Source organism: Mesorhizobium sp. M1B.F.Ca.ET.045.04.1.1, assembly GCF_003952465.1.
In the GTDB taxonomy this organism is placed as follows: domain Bacteria; phylum Pseudomonadota; class Alphaproteobacteria; order Rhizobiales; family Rhizobiaceae; genus Mesorhizobium; species Mesorhizobium shonense.
The window spans coordinates 6837631-6861066 of the sequence record NZ_CP034448.1 but is presented as its reverse complement, the minus strand read 5'-3'; the positions used below and the strand labels follow the sequence as shown (position 1 = coordinate 6861066).

23 protein-coding genes are annotated in these 23436 nt (G+C 63.5%); 19 read left to right on the top strand and 4 right to left on the bottom strand.

All coding sequences use genetic code 11. The annotated features are described in order from the left end of the window. Positions 1-21: 21 nt before the first annotated feature. Positions 22-1242 (bottom strand): ABC transporter substrate-binding protein, encoded by a 1221-nt coding sequence (locus EJ071_RS34000; protein ID WP_189521332.1) that lies wholly within the window; start codon positions 1240-1242, stop codon positions 22-24. Between the two features lie 109 nt (positions 1243-1351). On the opposite strand from EJ071_RS34000, the gene EJ071_RS33995 reads away from it, so the two are divergent. The 7 genes from EJ071_RS33995 to EJ071_RS33965 all read left to right on the top strand — a co-directional run bounded on the left by EJ071_RS33995 (position 1352) and on the right by EJ071_RS33965 (position 8485). Next, positions 1352-2233 (top strand): MurR/RpiR family transcriptional regulator, encoded by an 882-nt coding sequence (locus EJ071_RS33995; RefSeq protein ID WP_126101773.1) that lies wholly within the window; start codon positions 1352-1354, stop codon positions 2231-2233. Continuing rightward, positions 2230-3567 (top strand): aspartate aminotransferase family protein, encoded by a 1338-nt coding sequence (locus EJ071_RS33990; protein ID WP_126101772.1) that lies wholly within the window; start codon positions 2230-2232, stop codon positions 3565-3567. The genes EJ071_RS33995 and EJ071_RS33990 overlap by 4 nt, the downstream gene beginning before the upstream one ends. 382 nt (positions 3568-3949) lie before the next feature. Continuing rightward, positions 3950-5146: an amino acid ABC transporter substrate-binding protein gene (locus EJ071_RS33985; protein WP_245460379.1), complete on the top strand. Its 1197-nt coding sequence runs from the start codon at positions 3950-3952 to the stop codon at positions 5144-5146. 30 nt (positions 5147-5176) lie between these two features. Next, positions 5177-6040, top strand: coding sequence for a branched-chain amino acid ABC transporter permease (locus EJ071_RS33980; protein ID WP_126101770.1), 864 nt, complete (start codon positions 5177-5179; stop codon positions 6038-6040). Continuing rightward, a complete protein-coding gene (locus tag EJ071_RS33975; protein ID WP_126101769.1) occupies positions 6037-6984 on the top strand; it encodes a branched-chain amino acid ABC transporter permease in 948 nt (315 codons plus the stop codon). The genes EJ071_RS33980 and EJ071_RS33975 overlap by 4 nt, the downstream gene beginning before the upstream one ends. After that, positions 6981-7709, top strand: coding sequence for an ABC transporter ATP-binding protein (locus EJ071_RS33970; protein WP_126101768.1), 729 nt, complete (start codon positions 6981-6983; stop codon positions 7707-7709). Before EJ071_RS33975 ends, EJ071_RS33970 begins: the two co-directional genes overlap by 4 nt. Positions 7710-7822: 113 nt before the next feature. Then, positions 7823-8485 carry an ABC transporter ATP-binding protein gene (locus EJ071_RS33965; protein ID WP_245460378.1) on the top strand — a complete coding sequence of 221 codons (663 nt, stop codon included), beginning with the start codon at positions 7823-7825 and terminating at the stop codon, positions 8483-8485. 465 nt (positions 8486-8950) lie between these two features. Here EJ071_RS33965 and EJ071_RS33960 read toward each other — a convergent pair whose 3' ends face one another. From EJ071_RS33960 to EJ071_RS33950, 3 genes are read right to left on the bottom strand one after another with little or no spacing between them, the layout of a single operon-like run. Then, entirely contained in the window at positions 8951-9889 is a 939-nt protein-coding gene (locus EJ071_RS33960; RefSeq protein WP_245460073.1) for a dihydrodipicolinate synthase family protein, read from the bottom strand. Continuing rightward, the gene (locus tag EJ071_RS33955; RefSeq protein ID WP_126101765.1) at positions 9882-10868 is read right to left on the bottom strand and encodes a Gfo/Idh/MocA family oxidoreductase; all 987 of its coding nucleotides are present in this window, start codon (positions 10866-10868) and stop codon (positions 9882-9884) included. The genes EJ071_RS33960 and EJ071_RS33955 overlap by 8 nt, the downstream gene beginning before the upstream one ends. Further along, entirely contained in the window at positions 10865-11836 is a 972-nt protein-coding gene (locus EJ071_RS33950; RefSeq protein ID WP_126101764.1) for a Gfo/Idh/MocA family oxidoreductase, read from the bottom strand. The genes EJ071_RS33955 and EJ071_RS33950 overlap by 4 nt, the downstream gene beginning before the upstream one ends. Before the next feature lie 91 nt (positions 11837-11927). On the opposite strand from EJ071_RS33950, the gene EJ071_RS33945 reads away from it, so the two are divergent. The 12 genes from EJ071_RS33945 (at position 11928) to EJ071_RS33895 (ending at position 23418) form a co-directional block, all read left to right on the top strand. Next, positions 11928-12665 (top strand): FadR/GntR family transcriptional regulator, encoded by a 738-nt coding sequence (locus EJ071_RS33945; RefSeq protein WP_245460072.1) that lies wholly within the window; start codon positions 11928-11930, stop codon positions 12663-12665. Between the two features lie 20 nt (positions 12666-12685). Further along, positions 12686-14272, top strand: a complete 1587-nt coding sequence (locus tag EJ071_RS33940; protein ID WP_126101763.1) for an ABC transporter substrate-binding protein — start codon at positions 12686-12688, stop codon at positions 14270-14272. 97 nt (positions 14273-14369) lie between these two features. After that, positions 14370-15329, top strand: a complete 960-nt coding sequence (locus tag EJ071_RS33935) for an ABC transporter permease (RefSeq protein WP_126101762.1) — start codon at positions 14370-14372, stop codon at positions 15327-15329. Positions 15330-15346: 17 nt separating this feature from the next. Then, complete coding sequence (locus EJ071_RS33930; protein WP_126102834.1) at positions 15347-16219, top strand: ABC transporter permease; 873 nt, start codon at positions 15347-15349, stop codon at positions 16217-16219. A 14-nt stretch (positions 16220-16233) separates the two neighbouring features. Then, a complete protein-coding gene (locus EJ071_RS33925; RefSeq protein ID WP_126101761.1) occupies positions 16234-17151 on the top strand; it encodes a dihydrodipicolinate synthase family protein in 918 nt (305 codons plus the stop codon). A 4-nt stretch (positions 17152-17155) separates the two neighbouring features. Further along, the gene (locus EJ071_RS33920) at positions 17156-18163 is read left to right on the top strand and encodes an ABC transporter ATP-binding protein (protein WP_245460071.1); all 1008 of its coding nucleotides are present in this window, start codon (positions 17156-17158) and stop codon (positions 18161-18163) included. Between the two features lie 2 nt (positions 18164-18165). Beyond that, positions 18166-19131 (top strand): ABC transporter ATP-binding protein, encoded by a 966-nt coding sequence (locus tag EJ071_RS33915; RefSeq protein ID WP_126101759.1) that lies wholly within the window; start codon positions 18166-18168, stop codon positions 19129-19131. A 42-nt stretch (positions 19132-19173) separates the two neighbouring features. Continuing rightward, on the top strand, positions 19174-19302 hold the full coding sequence (locus EJ071_RS40150; protein WP_281058887.1) for a hypothetical protein: 129 nt from the start codon (positions 19174-19176) through the stop codon (positions 19300-19302). A gap of 333 nt (positions 19303-19635) precedes the next feature. Beyond that, positions 19636-19980 carry a non-heme iron oxygenase ferredoxin subunit gene (locus tag EJ071_RS33910; protein WP_126101758.1) on the top strand — a complete coding sequence of 115 codons (345 nt, stop codon included), beginning with the start codon at positions 19636-19638 and terminating at the stop codon, positions 19978-19980. Positions 19981-20038: 58 nt separating this feature from the next. Beyond that, positions 20039-21337, top strand: coding sequence for a sugar ABC transporter substrate-binding protein (locus EJ071_RS33905; protein WP_126101757.1), 1299 nt, complete (start codon positions 20039-20041; stop codon positions 21335-21337). A gap of 75 nt (positions 21338-21412) precedes the next feature. Beyond that, entirely contained in the window at positions 21413-22402 is a 990-nt protein-coding gene (locus tag EJ071_RS33900) for an ABC transporter permease (protein ID WP_126101756.1), read from the top strand. Further along, a complete protein-coding gene (locus tag EJ071_RS33895) occupies positions 22399-23418 on the top strand; it encodes an ABC transporter permease (RefSeq protein WP_126101755.1) in 1020 nt (339 codons plus the stop codon). Before EJ071_RS33900 ends, EJ071_RS33895 begins: the two co-directional genes overlap by 4 nt. The last annotated feature ends 18 nt before the right edge of the window (positions 23419-23436 follow it).

Genomic DNA, 23436 nt, shown 5'->3' with positions numbered 1-23436 from the left:
AGGCCGCCGGCTTGGCTCCGCTCAGGGCAGTATCTTGTCGCTGGTCGCCCATTTTTTCGGATAGACGACCGCCGCGTCCCCTGGCGCCTGGTTCATCGCCGTATACTGGATGATGGTGAAGGGCACGTCGACAAACTGATGATAGGCCCAATCCGGCGCCTTGGTCGTCGGGAAGTTGTAAGTGGCGTTGGTGCCTTCGTACTTGATCCCTTCCAGCGCCTTGACGATCGCGCTGCGGTCGGCGGAACCGGCCTTCTTGATCGCCTCCACGACGACGTTGAACGTATCGTAGGCTTCCATCGCCACACCGGTGGGCGCGCGATTGAAGCGCTCGGTGAAAGCCTTGACGAAGGCCTTGGTCTTGTCGTTCCACTGCGACGTCGGCTGCGCGACATTCACGATCAGAAGGTTCTTCGCGCATTCGCCCGCGACTTCCCAGACTTCCTTCTGAAGAAGACCCGAGGAGCCGATCAGCTTGGTCGCGGCGGTAGGCGCAAATCCCAGCTGACAGGCCTGCTTGACGAGCTGGTACTGCGCCTGCCCGGCGACAACCATCTGGATGGCGTCCGGCTTCGGGTCCTGGCTCATCAGCCTCAGAAGCGCGGGCGTGAAATCTTGCTGGGCGAGGTCGATCGTTACCAGCGTGTGGGGAACTTTCTTGACCTCCAGCTCGTCGGCGATGACTTTGGCGCCGCCCTGGCCGAAATCGGTGTTCTCGGCAATGATGGCGACGTTCTTGAAGCCCTGCTCAACGGTCCAGTCGGCCGCCTTGACGTAGACGAGAGAATTGGCAGGCGCCAGGCGGTACACTTCCGGATATTGCTTGGCGGTGATGGCGTCCGCCCACACGTCGGTACCGACCCAGGCGACGCCGTATTTATGCGCCTCCTCGATCTCGGCCAATGCGACGGAGGAATGGAATTCACCGAAGATGGCGGCGACATTGTCCTTGGTGATGAGCCTGATGGCAGCCGCGCTGCCGTCGGCCGGCTGGCCTTTTGTATCCTCGTAGGTGACGTTGATCTGCCGTCCGAGCACGCCTCCGGCCTTGTTGACCTCATCCACGCCGAGCTGCACGGCCCATTGCATCTCCTGACCGCCCGAATAGTTGCCGGGCGGTGACAGCGGCCCGACCCAACCGAGTGCGATCGGTTCCTCGGCCTGCGCTGGCGCGGCCGCGAACGGCAGCGCCGCCAGAGTGAGCGCGGCGGCGCCCAGCCAGCATTCGAGTGTGCGTTTCATGCGTGTGTTCCTCCCTGCTTCTGATTGGTTTGGATGAAACACTACACTCATTTTTAGGAAATTGAAATATTCATTGCAGCACGAAGCCCGCAGGCGTAAATTCCTCTTCATGCTGGAACCCGCCTTCCGTTCGCGGCTGCTGGAAGCCTTCGACGCGATGCCGCGCCAACTGCGCGCGGCGGCGCAGTGGGTGCTCGACAATCCGCGCGATGTGGCGCTTCTCTCCATGCGCGAGCAGGCCAAGCTGGCCGGGGTCAATCCGGCGTCGATGACGCGGCTGGCGCAGCGCATGGGCTTCAGCGGTTACGAGGGGTTGCGCGATCTCCATGCGCAGACCCTGAGGCGTGGCGAGACGGAGTTCTCCGGAAAGGCAGAGGCCTTGGTCGCACGCCGACGTCAGAGTGGCGATGGCGCACTGGCCTTCGATTTGGCGGAGACGCTGGAGCGTCATATGGCGGCGCTTTGCCGGCCGGAGGCGCTCGATGCGGTGAAAGGGGCCGCTACGGCGCTCGCCGCGGCGGGATCTATCTACGTACTCGGCTATCGCTCGAGCTACCCGGTCGCCTGCCATTTCGCCTATGTCTATGGCTTGGCGGGAGGCTCAGTACGGCTACTCGACGGTCCTGGCGGCACCGGTCCAGACGCCTTGCGGGAAGCAAAAAAGGGAGACGCGTTGCTGGCCGTCAGTGTGAAACCTTACACGCGCGCGGCGGTCGAGCTCGCGGACTATGCGTTGGCCATGGGGCTCGAAATCGTCGCGATCACCGACAGTGTCGTTTCGCCGCTTGTCGCAAGGGCGCGGGCAGCCGTCATCGTTCCCACTGAAAGCCCATCCTTCTTTCACACCATGGCGCCGGCCTTCGCGGTCGCTGAGACGCTTGCCGCTATGCTGGCCGCATCCGCCGGAGAACCAGCGCTGGAGGCCGTGCGCGCCATGGAACGCCAGTTCCAGAGCCTTTCCACCCATATCCGAGGCCGTCAGATCCCATGACCCATCTCCTCCATCGATCCATCAAGGCCAGGTTGCCCGTCGCCGTCGGTGGCAAGGGCATCGAAATCTTCGACCAGGAGGGCCGAACCTATATCGACGCATCTGGCGGCGCCGCCGTCTCGTGCCTTGGCCATAGCCATCCTGATGTGCTGGCGGCGCTGCACGATCAACTCGACCGGATCGCTTACGCCCATACGAGCTTCTTCACTACCGACGTGGCCGAGAGACTCGCCGATCGGCTGGCTGCCGACGCGCCCGAGGGCCTCGGCCATGTCTATCTGGTCAGTGGTGGTTCGGAGGCGATCGAGGCAGCGCTCAAGATGGCGCGGCAATATTTCGTCGAGAAGGGCGAGCCGCAGCGGCGCCACATCATCGCCCGCCGGCAGAGCTATCACGGCAACACGCTCGGAGCGCTCGCCGCCGGCGGCAACGAGTGGCGGCGTGCGCAGTTCAAGCCGCTGCTGATCGAAACCCATCACATCGACCCTTGCTATGCCTACCGGCTGCAGAAACCCGGAGAAAGCGACGAGGCTTATGCGGTGCGCGCCGCGCAAGCGCTGGAGGACAAGATCGTCGAGCTCGGCGCCGACCAGGTCATCGCCTTTGTCGCGGAGACGGTTGTCGGCGCCACCGCCGGTGCCTTGCCGCCGGTCGCCGACTATCTGAAGCGTATCCGCACCATATGCGACCGTTACGGGGTACTTCTGATCCTGGATGAGGTGATGTGCGGAATGGGCCGCACCGGCACACTACATGCCTGCGAGCAGGAAGGCGTCGCACCGGACCTCATGACCATCGCCAAGGGGCTCGGCGGCGGATACCAGCCGATCGGCGCGGTGTTGCTCTCGGACAGGATCTTCGACGCCTTCGCCAGCGGCTCCGGTTTCTTCCAGCACGGCCATACCTATATGGGCCATCCGATGGCCGCCGCGGCTGCACTTGCCGTGCAGGAGGTCATTCGCCGCGACGATCTCCTTCAGAACGTTCGAGCCATGGGAGAGCACCTCTCGCGCCGCCTGAACGATCGATTCGGCAACCATCACAATGTCGGCGACATACGCGGTCGCGGCCTGTTCCAAGCCATCGAACTCGTTACCGACCGCAGCACGAAGGCACCGTTCGATCCGGCGCTGAAACTGCATGCTCGGATAAAGCAGGAGGCGATGGGCAATGGCCTGATGGTCTACCCCATGGGCGGAACAATTGACGGCAGGTCCGGCGACCATGTGCTCATCGCCCCGCCCTTCATCGCAGCATCCCGCGATATCGACGCAATCGTGGAACGACTGGGCGATGCCGTCGACGCGGCGATAGAAGACGCGCGGTCCGGCTGACCGCCAAGTCGTATCGGCTTAGCAATCGCGGCACCGTCAGCTCCCGGCCCAAAACCCTATCGTCCGCTCGTTCCTCTTCTTGGCCCGATCATGAGTCCCGCTCCAACGCCAGTGGGCAGCCCATGCGAGAGCATGTCCACTACCATCATGGGATGTCGCCAGGCCTTACCCCGGATCAGGTATTTGTTTGCTTAAGACGAGTGCGGCACCGCCTCTATTGCCTTCAAGCAACTAAGCTCCAGATTTCTCTCGATAAGGATGTTCAAGAACAGCGCAGCCAACACAGGCATTCGACAGTTAGAGCATTTTGACAATTTTCAGCCTGCGGCGGGGTCCGCTCTAGGGGAAACATTCGTAGGGAGGAATCGCTATGTCAAACAGAATGGTTTCCTTGCTCGGCGCCGCCCTGTTGGTCTGTGCGGCACTTGCAGCCTCGCCGGCAGCCGCGGACGACATCGTGCTCGGCGCATCGGTGCAGATGACCGGATCCTCGGCCAATACCGGACGCTATTACAAGGACGCTTACGCATTCGCCATCGAGAAGATCAACGCAGCGGGCGGCGTCAGTGTCGGCGGCGAAAAGCGCAAGCTGGCGCTGAAGATCTACGACAACCAATCGGACGTAAATTTGAGCGTCAGGCAGTACACGCAGCTCGTCGCCAAGGACAAGGTTGCGCTGCTGCTCGGGCCGTTCGCGTCGAACTTCGCGCTCGCGGATTCGGCCGTATCGGAGAAATACCAAGTCCCGATGGTCCAGGGCGGCGGTGCCTCGGACCAGATTTTCTCGCGCAAATTCAAATACATATTTGGAACACTCGCGCCGGCCAGCAACTATTTCGGCTCGACCGTCAAGATGCTGAAGGAGCTTCAGCCGGCACCCAAGACTGTCGCGCTCCTCTATGCAGACGATGCATTCGACGTGTCGGTCGCCGAGGGTACGCGACCGCTGCTCAAGGAGGCCGGCTTCGACATCGTCATGGACGAGAAATACAGCTCCAATGCCAGCGACTTCAATTCGCTCCTGTCACAGATCAAAAGCAACAGCGCCGAGGTCGTGCTGGTGGCCGGCCACGAAACGGAGATCCTCAACTTCGTGCGCCAGGCCAAGAGCCTGGCGGTGGCGCCGAAAATGTATTCCTTCACCGTCGGCGTGCCGAGCGAGGATTTCCGCAAGGCGCTCGGCGCGGACGCCGACTACGCCTTCGGCATGACCGCCTGGCTGCCGTCTGCCAAGCTCAAGGACAGATGGTTCGGCGATGCCGCCACCTTCGCCAAGGAATACAAGGCCAAGTTCAATTACGATCCGGACTACCACGCCGCATCGGGCGCGGCCGATGTCGAGGCGCTGGCGCAGGCGATCGAGAACGCCGGCGACACCGATCCAGCCAAGGTGCGCGATGCCCTGGCCAAGCTCAATTTCGACAGCCTCTACGGCAAGATCGCCTTCGGCGAGAACGGGCAGATCGACCTGCCGCAGACGGTCATCCAGGTGCAGGGAAGCGAGCTCAAGGCGATCTATGGGCCGGACGGCCTGATCGAGAAGCCGAAATATCCGATGCCGGCCTGGAACGCGCGCTAGACCAGGGGCACCCGTCGACGGAGGGCGACCTTGAACCTGCTCGCGCAAATCCTGACCAACGGCGTGCTGCTCGGCGGCCTCTACGCCGTCATGGCGCTCGGGCTGGCGCTGGTCTGGGGCGTGCTCAACATCGTCAACCTGGCGCACGGCGCCTTCATCATGTTGGGCGCCTATCTCTCCTGGCACCTCTACAGCTACCTCGGCATCGACCCGTTCCTCGGCCTGCCGCTCACCGCGGTTCTCATGTTCGCGCTGGGCTACGGCGTGCAGCGCGGCCTGCTCAACCTCGTGGTGCGGGCGCCGATGTTCAACACGCTCTTGATCACCTTCGGGCTGGAGGTGGTGCTGACCTATCTGGCGCAGCTTGCCTTTTCCGCCGACTTCCGCACCATCAACCCGCCCTATGCCGGCAACAGCATCGCGCTCGGGCCGCTGGCGCTACCGCAGGCGCGGCTGATGGCCTTCGGCGTGGCTCTGGCGCTGACGGCGGCGATGTGGGCGTTTCTGCTGCGCACCAGGCTCGGCCGCGCCATCAGGGCGACAGCGCAGAACCTGACCGCGGCGCGGCTTTATGGCGTCGAGCCGCGCCATCTCTATGCCGTCACCTTCGGCATCGGCATCGGCCTTGCGGGTGCTGCCGGCGGGCTCTACGGCACGGTCTCGCAGATCAACCCCTACATCGGCGCGACGCTGACGGCCAAATGCTTCGCCATCGCCATCATCGGCGGGCTGGATAATCCCCTCGGCGTGCTGGTCGGGGGTCTGGTGCTCGGCATCATCGAGTCGCTCGCCGTGCTCTATATCGGCGCTACCTTCGGCGACGTGGCGAGCTTCGGCGTGCTGGTCGCGGTGCTGATCGCGCGGCCGAGCGGCCTGCTCGGCAAGACGGCATGAGCGCGGCGCGCATCGGCCTTTGCGCGCTGGCGGTGGCGGTGCTGGCGGCCGCGCCCTGGTTCGGCTCGGACGTGCTGGTCCAGTTCGGCATCAACGCGCTGCTGCTTGCCGTGCTGGCGCAAGGCTGGAACATCATCGGCGGCTATGCCGGTTACGCCTCCTTCGGCAATTCGGTGTTCTACGGCCTCGGCAGCTACGGCGTGGCGATCGCCATGGTGCAGTGGGAACTGCCATTCGCCGTCGGGCTGGCGTTCGGCGTGGCGATGGCGGTGGCCTTCGCCTTCCTGCTTGGCCTGCCGGTGCTGAGGCTCAAGGGCCATTATTTCGCCATCGCCACGCTGGCGCTGGCGCAGGTGATGATCGCCATCGTCTCCAACGTCGAGCTCGCCGGCCAGAACATCGGCCTGGTGCTGCCGCCGCTCAACAACGATCCACTGTTCTACGAGCTGGCGCTCGGCCTGCTGGTGCTGGCGACGCTCACGGTCTACTGGCTGACCAAGAGCCGCTTCGGTTTCGGACTGATCGCCATCCGCGAGAATGAGGAAGCGGCGGCGGTGATGGGCGTCAACACTACGCTCTACAAGGTGCTGGCCTTCGCGCTTTCGGGCGTGTTGTGCGCGCTGGCCGGCGGCATCCACGCATACTGGATCACCTTCCTCGACCCCGAAAGCGCCTTCGACATCAGCCTCAACGTCAAGATGATCATCATGGCGGTGTTCGGCGGCCCGGGCACGGTGCTCGGCCCAGTCGTCGGCGCGCTCGGCCTGTCGGTTGTCTCGGAGGTCCTGTCGAGCGAAGTGACCAGCCTCGCCAGCCTGTTCTTCGGCCTGGTCGTGGTCGCCGCCGTGGTGCTGATGCCGCGCGGGCTGGCCGATGTGGTGCGGCGGTTCCGCAAATCGGGCTGGCGCTATTTCGCCGAGAACATCAGGGCGCACCGCATATGAGCACGATTCTGGAAATCAGCCATGCCACGCGCCGCTTCGCCGGGCTGGTCGCCGTCAACGACGTCTCCTTCACGCTGGAGGAAGGCGAGATCCTGGGCATCATCGGTCCTAACGGCGCCGGCAAGACAACCCTGATCAGCCTGATCAGCGGCACGCTGGCGCCGAGCTCGGGCGACATCGTCTTCGAGGGACAGTCGGTCGCCGGGCTGCCGGCCTATCGCCGAGCCCGGCTCGGCATCGGCCGCACCTTTCAGATCATGCGGCCGTTTCCCGGCCTTTCTGTGCTTGACAATGTCGCCGTCGGCGCCCTGTTCGGCCGCAACGAAGGCAGCCTGGCGGAGGCGCGCGAGCGGGCGCGAGGCCATCTCGATTTCGTCGGGCTCGGCAGGTTCGCCAGCCAGCGCGCCGACGAGCTCGGCGGGCCAGGTCGCAAACGGCTTGAACTGGCCAAGGCGCTGGCCATGCGGCCAAAGCTGCTTTTGTGCGACGAGGTGATGGCGGGCCTGAACCATGTCGAGATCGACGAGGTGATCGGCGTGATCCGAAAACTTCGCGACAGCGGCATTTCGATCCTGGTGATCGAGCACGTCATCAAGGCGATCAAGAGCCTGTCCGACCGCCTGCTGGTGTTGCACCACGGCGTGAAGATCGCGGACGGCGCGCCCGATGCGGTGCTCGCAGACCGCACGGTGATCGAGGCCTATCTCGGCAGGAGGCGGGCATGATCGGGAGGAGGAAACCGGACGCCGGCCGCGTCGCAAGCAGGGCGACCGCGGGGGCGCCGGGCAATGCGGCGCCCCTGCTGAAGGTGTCCAGTCTCGGCGCCGGCTATGGTGGCATGCCGGTGCTGCGCGAGGTCTCGCTGGAGGTCGACAAAGCCGAGATCGTCGCGCTGGTGGGCAGCAACGGCGCCGGCAAGACGACGCTGCTGAGGGCGCTGTCGCGAGTGATCGGTTCGACTGGCATGATCGAGTTCGCCGGCCATGACCTCGCGCCGATGACGCCCGACGAGGCATTCGGCGCCGGGCTGGTGCAGGTGCCGGAGGGCCGCCAGCTTTTCGACCGGATGAGCGTCGAGGACAATCTCCTGATGGGCGCCTACAGGCGCGGCGACGGCCGGGCGATCGGGCGGGACCTCGAACGCATCTACGGCCTGTTCCCGCGCCTTGGCGAGCGTCGGCGACAGCTTGCCGGCTCGCTGTCGGGCGGCGAGCAGCAGATGTGCGCCATGGCACGCGGGCTGATGGCGGCGCCGGTGCTCCTGATGATCGACGAGATGAGCCTTGGCCTCGCGCCCGTGGTGGTCGAGCAGTTGATGGAGGTGCTGGCCGCGATCCGCAAGGACGGGGTCACGATCCTGCTGGTCGAGCAGGACGTGCACCTGGCGCTGTCGGGTGCCGACCGCGGCTATGTCATGGAAACCGGCCGCATCGTTCACCACGGCGCGGCAAAGGATTTGATCGACGACCCGGAGGTTCGCCGGGCATACCTCGGACTGTAGGTGGGGCGACTCGCTCGCGTGCAGCCATGAGCGGGCCTCTCCAAGCAAAAAGTGGAGCGCGGCACAAGCTTGGTCTTAAGCGACGATCTGACTGTCCAGCACGCATCGTTTCGCGCGACGTCGACTAAGTTTCGTCCGGCGAGGAAGCAGCTTCAATCAGAGAACAACGCCGAGTTGAACGGCAAGGTTTACGAGATTTCCTCTCGCAGCTCCGGCGGGAGTTTCTGGCCAACGATATGGCCACGGCTTCAGAAGGGTGACACCTGTTCCACCGGCCACGTCACTCAGCGTCCTCGCCCGATCTCTCCCGAAGGGGAAGCCAACGGTTGCTGGAGAACATAGGCGTTGTTGGCCCCACGGTGATGGGAGGCTTCGGAATCTGCGGTTTTGACCGAATAGGCTCGATGAGGGCCTAGCGGACAGCGCGTCTTTCGACCGATACATTGTCGCGACGGAGGCGGCCCTCTACCACCACTCCGGGAATCTCGTGCGAACCGCCTTCGCCAACGGCACGATCTCCGCGTCGGGGACAGAAGAATATGGCCACAAAAGGCGTGGACCGATTTTGCCCCAGCCGCCGGCCGCAGCCATTGCCTTGTCCAGCGCGGCGTCGCTGACCTGATAACGCGCGCGGAAGGGCAATACGTGATCGGCCAGGAATGCCTGTATGCGTGCCTGCATTTCGACAGCATCCGGTGCGCCGCTCAATATCTGCCGCCACCAGGATAATGCGCCTTTTGGACTGAGGCAGGCGACATTGGAATAGCTGCCGTGGGCGCCTTGAGCGTAACCTGTTGCCAGCGTGTGTCCCGGCACGAATACCGAGAATCCCGGCAGCAGCTTTCGCATCTCATCGAACCAGTTCTCGTCGCCTCCGGACAGCTTGGCGCCGATCAGCGTCGGCACTGCCTCGCGGAGGCGCGCGATACCCTCCAGCGTGAGCCGTCGTTTCGCATGCGGCGGGTTGTAGAGGACAAGCGGGAGGCTTGGCGCCGTCTCGGCGAGGCCTTTCGCGAAGCGCGCAATCTCGTCGTCGCCCGGCGGCCACCAGTCGGGCAGGGTGAACTGGACGGCGAAAGGCGACAGCTCCGCAACGCGCCGCAGACGCTCGCGCGCTACGCGCGCGTTCGACTGGCTGATGCCTATCTGGAAGGGAAGACCGGCACGACCTGCCTCCTCGGCGACCAACGCGCTCAGCCGATCGAACTCGTCCTCGGTCTGACAATGGAACTCGCATGCCGTGCCGTTCGAATAGATGCCGCCGACGCCGGAAGCGCACAGGTTGGCAACGGTTTCGCGCGTCGCGCTCCAATCGATCTCGCCGTCATTGCCGATGGCGAGCAGGGCGGCGCCCCAGAGGCCCCGCGGCGCGTTGGCCGGCAGGGCGGCGAGATGATCAGGCAAGTTCTTCCTCCCTGCGGCTTTCGTTCGACCGGTAGGCGGCCTCGATGATCGCGATAATGTTGCGGCCATAGTCGCCGGTGACGGGAACCGGCGCATCGTCCAGGATCGCGTCGCGCATGTGCGTCCATTCGCGGATGACGGCGTTGTGCATCCAGTCTGGCTCGAATGAATTCGGCAGGTCGGTCAATCGGGTGCCACGACCGAGCGAGGTGCCCCGGTCCATGTCGATCCTCAGCGTTCCGTGCTCGCAGACCAGATCCATTGCGAAATTTACGGCTCCGTCGCGATAGCCCACGCTCTGGACCTGGCCGATGCCACCGCCCGCGAAGCGGAGGCTGAGCATCGAAGCATCGTCTGCCTCCTGGTCATGGAATTTGGCGCCGAGCATGGCGCCGACGGAGACGACGTCGTCGTCCATGAGCCAGACCAGCCGGTCGAGCGCATGAATGCCCGCGGTCATGAGCATGCCGCCGCCGGTTCCATGGCCGAGATGCCAATCCCGCCGGTTCTGCTCCATCCACAACTTGATCATCCAGCTCGAAGCGATCAGCGGGAGGCCGAGCGAGCCCTCGGCGAGCGCCTCCTTTGCCGTCATGCAAGGGCGTGAGAAGTGCATCAGATGCCCGACCATCAGCTTGACGCCATTCGCCGAGGCCGCGGCATTGATCGCATCGCAGGCAGCGGCGGTCGGAGCCATCGGCTTCTCGAGCAGGATGTGCTTTCCAGCCTGCGCCGCGCCGATCGCCATTTCCGTGTGCAGATGGTGCGGCGTGGCGATGAGAACGGCATCGACCTCCCTGTCTTCGACAAGCGCGCGCCAGTCCCTATAGCCGCGGCCGCCGTGCTCGGCGATGAAGGCGCCAAGTGCGGGCTCGTCGTTGCGGCATGCCGCGACAAGGCGGACGCCATCGACCTTCTCGATCGCACGCGCGTGTGCGGCGCCAAAATGCCCGGCGCCGATAATCCCAACTCCAATCATTCTCTGGCCTTCCGGTAAGCGGTATCGATTAGCGACATTGCGGCGACGTAGTCATTGAGAGAGATGGTCGCCGGCTCGTTTCGCGCCAGCCGGTCGAAAGTGTCGCGCATGCAGAGGCGGTAGCGCGTCGCCGTCGGTTCCGGCGCGAGCTCTGTGCCTGCCCCATCATCAAGCGTGGCTGAGATCGCTTTGTCGCCGTGATCGATCAAAGTCGCGTTCGCGCTGACGATGCGCCATTCGAAATCACCGCCGGGGCGCATGGATGCAAAGGTATAGCCCGCCTCGACGGTGAACATCGCACCGGCCTCGTCCTCGAGCACCAACAGCGCATAGTCTTCGACAGCTGAATTGTGAATGCGGTTGCCTACGCATGCCGTTCTCAGCCTGAGGCGGCCGGTTGCGAGGTCGAGCGCGGCGTCGATGCCGTGGATGCCCAGATTGCGCAACGCACCGCCACCGCCGATTTCAGGGTCGATCATCCAGGCCACTCCATCCTGCGCATATCGTTGAGGCGGGCCGTTGACGATCCGAAAGTGGCCATGCGCGATCGTGCCGACGCGCCCCTGCTGCTGCAGCTTCCGGAATGCGACCACCGCTGGCCCGAAGCGGTTGGGGAAGGGCACGCTGACGAAGGCATTTCGTCGCCGGGTCAGTTCGAGCAGTTCCGACAAGATTTCGGTGCTGCTTGCCGCCGGCTTCTCAAGGATCAGCGGAATGCCTGCTTCAATGATCCGGCGCGCGCGCCCCGGCACGCTGTGGGGATGCCCCATCAGAAGAATGACGCCGGCTCCGGCAGCGAGCACATCGTCGAAGCGATCGATCGAGCGCAGCGAATTCGACCGCGCAAACATCTTTGCGTGTTGTTGATCCTCGTCCCAAACGCCGATGATCTCGCCGCCGGCGGCGCGGGCAGCGTCCAGGTGCATTCCGGCGTGCCAGTGGCTCGATCCGGCAAGGATGATCTTCATGTGCAGGCACTTTCCTTTATCGCTTGCAGGATATCCTACAAGTCGTTATCAATACAAGTCGACAACGCTCGTTTCGTGGAAGCATGCGGAAATGGTCAAGGATGAAGGAGCAAACGTGCAGGCGATGAAGTCGCTCGAGCCACTCAACCGCCCACCCTTGCTGCATGTCACGGTGCAGGAGAGCCTCAGGAATTACATCGAGGCGAACAGGCTCAAGGCCGGGGACGCGCTGCCGCCGGAGACATTCCTAGCCCAGCAGCTCGGTGTCGGACGCAACTCCGTTCGCGAAGCTATCAAGGCGCTGGAGTCGATCGGCATTTTGGAGACGCGCCGGGGCATCGGCGTCTTCGTCAAGGAGTTCTCTTTCAAACCGCTGCTCGACAATCTCGCTTACGGCTTGCAGGACTCGCTGCGCGACGTCGAGGAGCTCCGCGAAATGCGCCGCGTGCTGGAGACAGGGCTCATCGGCAAGACGGTCGAGATGATCAGCGCCGAGGACATCGAGGCTCTGCGCGGCTTGACCGAGGAAATGCGCCGGCGCGCCGAGCGAAACGAAAGCTTCGCTGCCGAGGACCAGCAGTTCCACCAGCTGCTGTTCCATTGCCAGAACAACCGCATGCTGAGCGCGCTGATCGACATCTTCTGGATCGCGTTCAACAAGGCATCGAACTTCGCGAACTTGGAGAATCCGACGCCGCTCGCCACCTGGCGGGACCATCACGAGATCGTCGAGGCCGTGGCGGCCAAGGATGTCGAGCGCGCGCGCCAGCGCCTCGACGATCACTATCGGGGGATCCAGCAAGTCATCGCCAAAAACCGAAACACGTGAAAAAGCCAAGGGAGGAAATCATGGGCAGAAGTAGCACCGCACGTCGTCTGGCCCTTGCCGGCCTGCTGATCGCCGGCACCGCTTTCGCCACAGTCGCTGAGGCACAGTCCGGCAAGACCATCACCGGCGGCTTCGATGTCGGCCCGGGCGGCTTGCCCAAGAACTTCAACCCGCTCGTGTCGACCGCCGGCTTCACCTGGCTCAGCACCTATTTCGAGCCGCTGATCATCTGGAACGCCGAGCTGACCGAGCTGAAAGGCAGCCTTGCCAAGGACTGGAAGGTCAGCGACGACCAGCTGACCTACACATTCAACCTTGCCAAGGAGACCTGGCACGACGGCAAGCCCTTCACCTCCAAGGACGTGAAGTTCACATTCGATCTTGCGAGGAACAAGGCGTCGGGCAGCCTGTTTGCTGCCCGCCTGGGCGACATCCAATCGGTCGAGACGCCGGACGACCGCACTGTGGTGATCAAGCTGTCGAAGCCCAATGGCTCCTTCCTCGCTGTCATCACCCAGGTGCTGATCCTGCCTGAGCATGCACTGGCCGGCATCGCGCCCGAACAGCTGGCCAACAGCAAGTGGTGGTCGACGACGCCGGTCGGAACCGGTCCGTTCAAATTCAAGCAATATGTGACGGACCAGTATGTCGAGCTCTCCGCGGATGACGACTACCGCGGCGGCAAGCCCAAGGTCGACACGCTCATCAACCGCTATTTCGAGAACCCCGCGGCGGCCGTCGCCGCGCTTCGTGCCGGCGAAATCCAGTTCACCTATGTCGAGCCGGACGACGCCGCCACATTCAAGAACGACAGTAACTACACGCTGATCGAAGGCGGCTCCTACGTGGTCAACTACATCGGCCTCAACCAGAAGGTGGACCTTTTCAAGGACCCGAAGGTGCGCCAGGCCATCATGTATGCGATCGATCGCAATGCGATCGTCGAGAGCCTCTATGGCGGTGCCGCCAAAGTCGCGAACTGCGGCTACGTCGCGCCGCATCTGGTGCCGGAAGGGCTGGAGCCCTTCGCCTACGATCCGGAAAAGGCCAAGGCGCTGCTCGCCGAGGCTGGCTGGGACAAGATCAACGGCGACAAGCCGATCACCTTGCTCACCTATTACAGCTCGCCGCAGGCAGCCAACGTCACGGCGGCCATCCAGTCGATGCTTGCCCAGGTCGGCGTCAACATCGTGCCGCGTGTCGTCGATACGCCCACCTATAACGGCATCGTCTACAAGCAAGGCACACCGGACTGGAACGCGTTTCCGATGATCTATGCCGGCCTGCAGAACGGTCCGAATCCAGCGGGACTCAATCCCGGCCTCAACAAGTCGCAGCTTCCCCCGGCAGGCTTCAACACCATGCGCATCGAGTTCGACGACCTGAGCGCAGCGTTTGATGCCGCTCTCGGGCAGATCGATCCCGCCAAGGTCAACGCTTCCTGGCAGGATGTCTGCAAGGCGATGAACAAGGACCTGCCCTGGGCGACCTTGTGGGTGGCAAACCGCTACGGCGTCGCTTCCAAGAAATTGAAGGATTTCGTGTGGACGCCGGCTCCGGCGGGCGGCCCCTATGCGGCCCATCCCGAACTCTGGGACATCCAGTGAAAACTCTGGGACATCCAGTGAAATAGATAACTTCGCCATTTGGCCGAGGCCGGCATCACCGTGGTGCCGGCCTGGTCAGCCGCCAGACGTGAAAGCCATGCTGAGCTTCATCGCCCGCCGCAGCGCCGCAGGATTGTTGATGGTGCTCGCATTGAGCGTCCTGATCTTCCTCCTGCTGCGGCTCGCGCCCGGCGATCCGATCGACGCCTATATCAATCCGTCGGTGCCATTGTCGCCGCAAGATCTGGAGGCACTGCGGTTGCGCCTCGGCCTCGACCAGCCATTACCGATCCAGTATCTCGGCTGGCTTCGCGCCGCCCTGTCGGGAGATTTCGGCTATTCGATCCAGCGGAGCGGCGTTGCGGTGCTTCCGCTGGTGCTGGGACGCGTCGGCCCGACGGTGCTTCTCATGGGGACCGGCCTCGCAATAGCGATCGTCGTCGGAATTGCCGGCGGCATCGTCAGCGCCGTTCGACGCAACGCATGGCCCGACATTTCCCTTTCGGTGCTGTCGTTTGTCGGCATTTCCAGTCCGGCGTTCCTGACCGCGTTGCTGGGCCTGTACTTCTTCTCGGTTCTGCTGCGCTGGGCTCCATCCGGCGGCATGCAGACGCCCGGAACGCCATTCTCGCTGTTTGACGTGCTTACACATCTCATTCTTCCCGCCTGCCTGCTGTCGATCGGCCATGCGGCCATGATCATGCGGTACATGCGTTCCTCGCTGCTCGAGGTTCTCGGTCAGGATTATGTGCGCACGGCGCGGGCCAAGGGCGTGCGCGAGTTCTGGGTGATCATGAAACATGCGACGCGCAACGCGCTGCTTCCCGTGATCACCTTGATCGGCTCGACCATCGGCATCGCGGTGGGCGGAGCGATCTTTCTCGAGAGCGTCTTCAACTGGCCGGGTATGGGGCTTCTGCTGGTTAACGCCGTCGGCACCCGCGACTATCCGGTCATCATGGGCGCGACCCTGGTGGTCGGCGCCTGCGTCATCCTCGTCAATCTTCTCACCGACATCGCCTATGCGTTTGTCGACCCGCGCGTTCGAGTGTCGTGATGGCCCTGACCACAAGCATGGGAGAGGGTGTGCCACGGACAAAAGGTCCACTGCGTCGCGCATTTGGCCGCTTCATCGCAAACCACGCGGCACGCGCCGGCCTCATCATCCTGATCCCGATCCTGCTTGCTGTCTCGACCTATCACCTGTGGTGGCCGATCGGGCCGAACGCAATCGATCTCAGGGCAATGAACAAGGGCCCATCGGCGGTGCATTGGCTGGGCAGCGACGGCGTCGGCCGTGACGTCATGGCCCGTGTCCTGCAGGGCGGCCGCATCTCCTTGATCGTTGCTGTGGGTTCGGTTGCAATCTCGACAGTCATCGGTTTTCTGGTCGGTGCGATCGCCAGTTTCGGCGGCCGGGTGGTCGACAGCACCGTCATGCGCCTCGTCGATCTCGCAATGACCTTGCCGCCGGTGATCTTTCTCCTGGTGCTCGCCTCGATCGCGGGGACGGGGATCATGCCGACCATTCTCGTCATCTCGCTGCTGTCCTGGCCGGTGCTCTCGCGCATGGTCCGCGCGCGCCTCATGGAGCTGCGCGAACGCGATTTCGTCGTCGCGGCGCGCGGGATGGGCGCGCGGATGCCGCACCTCCTGTTACGCCATGGCCTGCCGAACTCAATCGACATCCTGGTCGTCTACGCCACCTTGCAGATCGCGAACGCGATCCTGCTGGAGGCAGGCCTCTCCTTCCTTGGGCTCGGCATACCGCCGCCCGAGGCCAGCTGGGGCAACATGCTCAACCTCGCCCGCTCGACCATCGTGCTGGAGCAGTATCCCTGGCAATGGATGTTTCCCGGCGCGGCCCTCGTGCTCACCGTTCTGGCCATCAACTTCATCGGTGACGGCCTGCGCGACGCCTTCGACCCCAGATCCGATCTCAACTGACCAAAAGGTTCAAAATGCCTCTCTTCACCGGCGTCGTGCCACCCGTCGTCACCCCGCTCAATCCCGATTTCAGCGTCGACTTCCCGTCATTCACGCGGGGTGTCGAAAATCTCCTGGATGGTGGCGTGCACGGCCTGTTCGTGCTCGGCTCGACCAGTGAGGTCGTGTTCCACGATGAAGCCGCCCGCCAGGCGATCGTCGAGCATGCGGTCAAGGTCAACAACGGGCGAGTGCCTCTCTTCGTCGGCGTCATCGACCCGACGACCGATCGCGTCATCAAGCATTCCCGGATCGCCAAGGCGGCCGGTGCCGATGCCATCGTCGTCACCGCGCCGTTTTATACACGGACCAGCCAGCCCGAAATCATCGACCACTTCCGCTACATCAAGGATGCGGTCGATATCCCGATCATCGCCTATGACATTCCGGTCTGCGTCCACGTCAAGCTGGAGCGCAAGACGACCGTGACCATGGCCAGGGAAGGGATCGTGGCCGGACTGAAGGACTCCAGCGGCGACGATGGCAATCTCCGCTACGTGCTGCAGGATATGGCCAGCGACCGCGGCTTCTTCGGCATGACAGGGTCGGAGATCATGGTCGACACCGCGCTGTCGATGGGCGCCCATGGCGTCGTTCCGGGGCTCGCCAATGTCGACCCGCGTGGCTACGTCAAGGTCTGGAATCTGTTGCAGGCGGGTGACCACAAGGCTGCTCGGACCGAACAGGAGCGCCTCCTGAAACTGTTCGAGATCGTGACGATCTCGCTTGGCCGCACAAGCGCCGGCTCGGCCGGCGTCGGTGCCTTCAAGTCGGCGATGCGCAGCCTGGGGATCATCGCCTCGAACACGATGGCGCGCCCGCAGCGCACGTTGAATGACGAGGAGGCGGCGAAGATCGACGCCATCCTGCGCGACGTCGGATTGCTTGGCTGAAGCCGTGGGCGCGCCTACCCTTGCCGTCTCCGGCCTGCGCGCCGCCTTCCGCATCGCGGGACGCGAGATCGCCGCCATCCAGGATGTCGGCCTGACGATCGCGCCGGGCGAAACCGTCGCGCTCGTCGGCGAGTCAGGATCCGGCAAGTCGGTGACGAGCCTGTCGATCATGGGCCTGCTGCCGCGGCGCGTCGGCAAGATCGTCGAGGGATCGATCAGGCTCAGGCGCAAGGACGGCACCGAAACTGAACTGACCACGCTCGATGCCGAACGGTTGCGACGCATCAGAGGAAACGACATCGGCATGGTGTTCCAGGAGCCGATGACCAGCCTCAACCCGGTCCTCACGGTCGGCGAGCAGATCGCGGAGCCGATCCGCGTCCATCTTGGCAAATCGCGACGCGAGGCTGCGCTGGATGCCGTGCGACTGCTGGTGCAGGTCGGCATCCAGGATTCCGAACGGCGGGCGCTCCAATATCCGCACGAGTTGTCGGGCGGCATGCGCCAGCGCGTGACGATCGCCATGGCGCTCGCCTGCGACCCGACGCTGCTCATTGCCGACGAGCCGACGACGGCGCTCGACGTGACCATCCAGGCACAAATCCTGGAGCTTCTGGAAAAGCTGCAGGCCGAGCGCGGCATGAGCATTCTTTTCGTTACCCACAATCTCGGCGTCGTGGCCGAGATCGCCGACCGGGTCGCCGTCATGTATGCGGGACGCATCGTCGAATCCGGACCGGTGGCGGAGGTATTTTCCCGCCCGCGCCACCCCTATACGGTGGGCCTCATGCGTTCCGCGCCGCGCCTCGGCGAGGCGACCGCGCTGAAGGCCGCCGGCACTCCGCTGCCCACCATCGCCGGCAATGTTCCCTCGCTGGCCATGCTGCCGAAGGGCTGTGCCTTCGCGCCACGCTGCAGCATGGCGATCGATGCCTGCCGTACCGCCGTGCCGCCGCTCCATCAGGTGCCGCCGAGCCAGGAGAGCCGGTGTCTCAGATGGGAGGAACTCTAGCGATGCCGGCCCCCTATCTTTCTGTCCGCAACCTGACCAAGCACTTCGCACCCCAAGCCTTTTCACGTGGTCCGGTGGTCAAGGCGCTTCAGGATGTTTCTTTCGACATCGGGCGTGGCGAAGTCGTCGGGCTCGTCGGCGAATCCGGCTCGGGCAAGACAACGATCGGACGCTCGGTGCTCCGGCTCATCGAGCCGACCTCAGGCGAGATCAGATTCGAGGGGATGGACATCACCAAGCTCGGTGCGACCGAGCTGCGCCGGCAGCGGCGCAAAATGCAGTACATCTTCCAGGATCCCTTCGCCAGCCTCTCGCCGCGCATGACGATCGGCCAGATCCTGACCGAAGGGCTCGATATCCAGGGCATCGGCAGCAAAGCCGAGCGCCGTGTGCGAGCGAAGGAGGCTCTCCTCGCGGTCGAGCTGCCCGCGGACGCGTTCGACCGCTATGCGCACGAATTCTCCGGCGGTCAGCGGCAGCGCATCGGCATTGCGCGCGCTCTCACGCTCGAGCCGGAATTCATCGTCGCGGACGAGCCGGTATCCGCGCTCGACGTCTCGATCCAGGCGCAAGTCGTCAATCTCCTGCACGACCTCAAGCTTCGCCTTGGTCTGACGATGCTGTTCATCTCGCATGACCTCGCCGTGGTCGAATATATCTGCGACACGGTCGTGGTGCTCTATCTCGGGCGGATCATGGAAGTGGCCCCGGCCGCCGAGCTTTATGCGAGACCGCGACATCCCTACACGCGGGCTCTGCTCTCCGCGATCCCCGCGCTCGACACCGCGGTCAAGCGGCAGCGGCAAGTTCTCAAAGGCGACATACCAAGCCCGGCAAATCCGCCGTCGGGCTGCGTTTTCCGCACACGCTGTCCGTACACTATCGAAGCCTGCGCTGCGGTGTCGCCTGTCTTGACAGAGGTCGCTCCCCGGCACCGCAAGGCCTGCATCCGCGACGACATCGAGTGAAGCGAATAAGGAAGATGGCCGCGCACGCTCGAAGATCCGGTGGTGATCGAGTATCTGAAGACGCCGCTGAGCCCGTGCGGCTGTTCTGATCTCGGCATGGACATCACGAGGCGCGAGGAAGAGGAAGGCCAGGGGCGGCGCTTCGGGTCTTCCGCCGAAGACCGCTCCTGACACGTAAGCGGCAGCGCCCCTTAGTTCCTCGATCGTGCGCGGCGGCTCCGCAACGGCTTCCTCTGGCATCGTTGCTGTACACCCCGCGACAGGGACCGGCCCATCCCGCATGTCGAAGCGCGCTGCTTCGTGCTGTCTCGTGCGCCACGACCCGCTGGAGCCGCAATCCAGACGCCGATCACCTCGGGCTCCTTCCCGTCGTTACTGTGGCGAGCAGGTCCGCTCAGGCGAGCCTTATCGGAGTCATCAATACCGGCATTCTCACAATGAATTGGCCGCTTATGGAAAGACAACGAAAATAAACGAAACAGAATGACGACTGCGAGGAAATGAATGGCGGCGGAAACGACAATCAAGGACATGCATTGGATACAGGCGATCCGCGTTGACAGCCTGCCCGTCGGCGACGCGACGCGCATAGAGCACGGCGGCGCGTGCATCGCAATCTTCAATCTCAGTGGCCGGTTCTACGCGACAGCCGGCGTCTGCACGCACGCACACGCCTTTCTCTCCGAGGGCTACATAGATGGCCAGACGATTGAATGCCCGCTGCATCAGGGACTGTTCCATATCCCGACCGGCATGCCGCTTTCGCCGCCGGTCACCGAGCGGCTGAAGACTTACGAAACCAAGGTGGCGGACGGCTACGTCCACATCCTGGTGGAAGGAGGAGACTAGCACTGACTTCTTCGGGGCATATCCCGGGCTGAAACCAAAAATTGGGAGGAAACCTTAAATGCTGAAACTATCTCGCCGTCATCTGTTGAAGACGGCTGCGACACTGACCGTGCTTGCTGCCGCCCCGCTGGCAATCGCTCCGGCGGCCGCCGAGGAATCGGTCCATTCCGTCATCAACGCGCTCATCAAGAAATATTCCGACGAGGCAGGGGCCGGAATGTCGAATGGGGACGTGAGCGCGCTGTTCGAAAAAGATGGCTTTCGCGATTACCTCGACGTCTACCCTGTCGGTGATCTCGCCGGCGGGTTCGTATGGAAGCCCGGCATGGGGGCGAGTTTCGTCGGCCCTTACAGCAAGCTTCAGATCAAGTCGCCTTTCACCGACTATCTGCCGCTTGCCGAAGGTCCGGTGTTGGATCACAGCAAGAAGTACCGCATAGGATTGGTCTTCCACGGCTTCAACCATCCCTGGCTGATCAGCCTCGCCGACACCGCCGCGTGGGAGGCCAAACGCCATCCCAACATCGAGCTCGAGGTGATCGACGCCGAGTTCGACGACAACAAGATGGGCCAGGTGATCGATACCTGGATCGCCAAGCAGTATGACGGAATCGTGCTTTGGCCGAACCGCGAAGCGCCGATGGGGCCGCCGGTCGACCGCGCCATCGCGGCCGGCATCCCGGTAGTGAGCCTCGACCGCCGCACTTCGTCCGAGCAGATCAGCTCGGAGGTGCTTGGCAACTTCTATGCCAATGGTCTGCAGCAAGGCCTTTATCTCAAACATGCTGCGCCCGAGGGCAACATCATCTTCAATCGCAAGGATCTCGGCAGCACGGCGGACTCGATCCGCACCGGCGCCTTCCTGGAGGCGATCGGCAACACGCCGGGCTACAAGGTGCTCGCCAACTATCACACCAACAGCCAGCGCACGCTGGCCTTCAAGTCGACGGCGGACGCGCTGCAGGCCTTCCAGGACATCTCGGTGTCGTTCAACACCGGCGGCGAGGAAGCCATGGGCGCACTCGACGCGATCCGTGAAGCGAACCGGCTGAACAGCGCGCCAGGCGGAAAGAAGATCATGATCCTCGCCAATGACGATGCCCGTGAGGTGCTGAAGGAGATCAGGGCCGGCAATATCGAGATGGTGTCGCCGTACACGCCGCTGATCGGCGACATCGGCATCCGCGCCGTTGTCATGCATATCGGCGCCAAGGCAGGCCTCAACGAAGCGCCGCCGAAGCTGATCATGACACCCAACCTGCCAATGATCACCAGGGAGAAGATGAACATCGAGGGCATCGAGACGCTGACGCCGGACGAGTGGCCTTACGCCTACGGTCCGGAAGTCGCGGGCTGATCGGCAGCTCCCGCGCCTGCCGGGTTCTCTCGTGAGAGCCGGCAGGCGCTGACCGAAAACGCAGGCGAGCACGTCATGACCATGAGTACCGTTGAAACCAAGGTCGCCTCACAGGCGCAGCCTTCCGACGCCTGGCGGCACCTGGGCGTCGGCGACATGAGCCGCGTCGCGGTGCTGATCGCCCTGCTTATTGCCGGGCAGGCGATCACACCGTCCTTTCTCTCCCTCGCCAACATCCATGTCATACTTCTGGCCGTAGCCGCGATTGGTATCATGGCCTACGGAATGACACTGGTGGTGATCACCGGTGAGATCGACTTGTCCATCGCCGGGATTGCTATCCTATCCTGCATCGCCGGCGGGCTGCTGATCCCGACAGGCTCCGCAGCGCTCGTCATCGGCACCACCTTGCTCACGGGCCTTGCCATCGGCCTGGTCAACGGCATTCTTGTCGCCGCATTGGGTATTCCCTCGTTGATAACCACGCTCGGCATGCTCGGCATAAGCCGCGCGCTAGCCAACATCTTCTCAGGCGGCCAGGCGCTTTATCCCGAACCGATCGCCGCCTACCTCTGGTTCGGCCGCGGCGACCTCGCCGGCATTCCGCTGCCGGTCGTGCTGCTCGTCGTGCTGGGCGCGGCCGCGATCGCGCTTACCAAATACTCGATCTTCGGACGTGCGCTCTACGCGACCGGCGGCAACGTCAAGGCGGCCGCGTTGTCCGGTATCAATGTCGTCGGCGTGCGCGCCGCCGTGTTCGCGATTTCCGGCGTCTGCGCTGCGCTCGCCGGCATGCTTGAAAGCGCCAGGCTGTCCTACATCAATCCAGCAGGCTTCGAAGGCATGGAGCTTTCGGTTTTGGCGGTCACCGTATTGGGAGGCGCGGCGCTGTCCGGGGGCGCGGGCTCGATCATCGGTACGGTTGTGGCTGCCCTGATCATCGGCATCGTCAACAACCTTCTCAATCAACTCGGTGTCAGCATCTATCTGCAGCAGGTCGTGACCGCGGCGGTCATCCTTGCCGTCGTGATACCTGGCATGTGGCAGCGGGGGATCGCGAAATGAGCGCCCTGGAACTTTCCGCTCCGCGCGGCGCGCCTTTCCTGCAGGGTTTGCTTCGTGATCCCATCATCTGGCTGATCCTGCTGATCTTCGCGGTCGGTGCCCTGACGTCCGAGTATTACCTCACCGCGCTCAACATCGAAAACCTCATGCGCAGCATCGCCGTGATCGGCCTGTTGTCACTTGGCATGACGGTGGTGCTGCTTACCGGCCGCATCGATCTGTCGGTCGCGGCGCTGATGATCTTTTCGGTCATTGTCGGCGTAGTCGTCATGGCCGAGATCGGCCCAATGCTGGGAAGCCGCTGGCTGGTGCGCGGCAACACCTACGCCGGTCCGATCGTCCCGGTCATTTTGATCGCGCTGGCGACCGGTATCGCGGTCGGCGCGCTCAACGGCATTGGCGTGGCATATTTCAAGGTCGCGTCCTTCATCATGACGCTGGTGTCGCTGACGGCCTTGCGCGGCTTCAACTATGTGCTCACCAATGGCCATCCCTATTATCTCAAGGCGCCACTCTACAGCTGGATCGGCGATGGCAAGATAGTCGGCATCCCGATCAGTTTCGTGGTCTTCGTTCTCGTTCTTCTTGCGCTCATGGGGTTCATAAACGGCAGCATGCGGGGCGGCCGCTTCTACGCCATAGGCGGCAACGAAAAAGCCGCGCTCTATGCCGGCATCAAGACGCAGCGCTACGTGGTGCTGGCCTATGCTATCAGCGGATTGTGCGCCGCCGTTGCCGGCATCATCTTCACCGCGCGGCTGAAGTCGGTCGATGCGCCGCTCGCAGCCGGCTATGAATTAACCGCCATTGCCATTGCCGTCATCGGCGGCACGGCGTTGGCTGGAGGCGTCGGATCGCCTTGGCGTACGCTGCTGGGCAGCATTGCGTTTGCCGCCGGCCTCAACCTGCTCGCCATCTGGGGCGTCGGGACCTGGTATCAGAACCTCGCCATCGGCGTTGTTCTCATCTTGTCGGTCGGCTTGTCGAAGATGAGCCGCAAGAAAACACAAGCATAGACACTCTGGGAGGAGCGA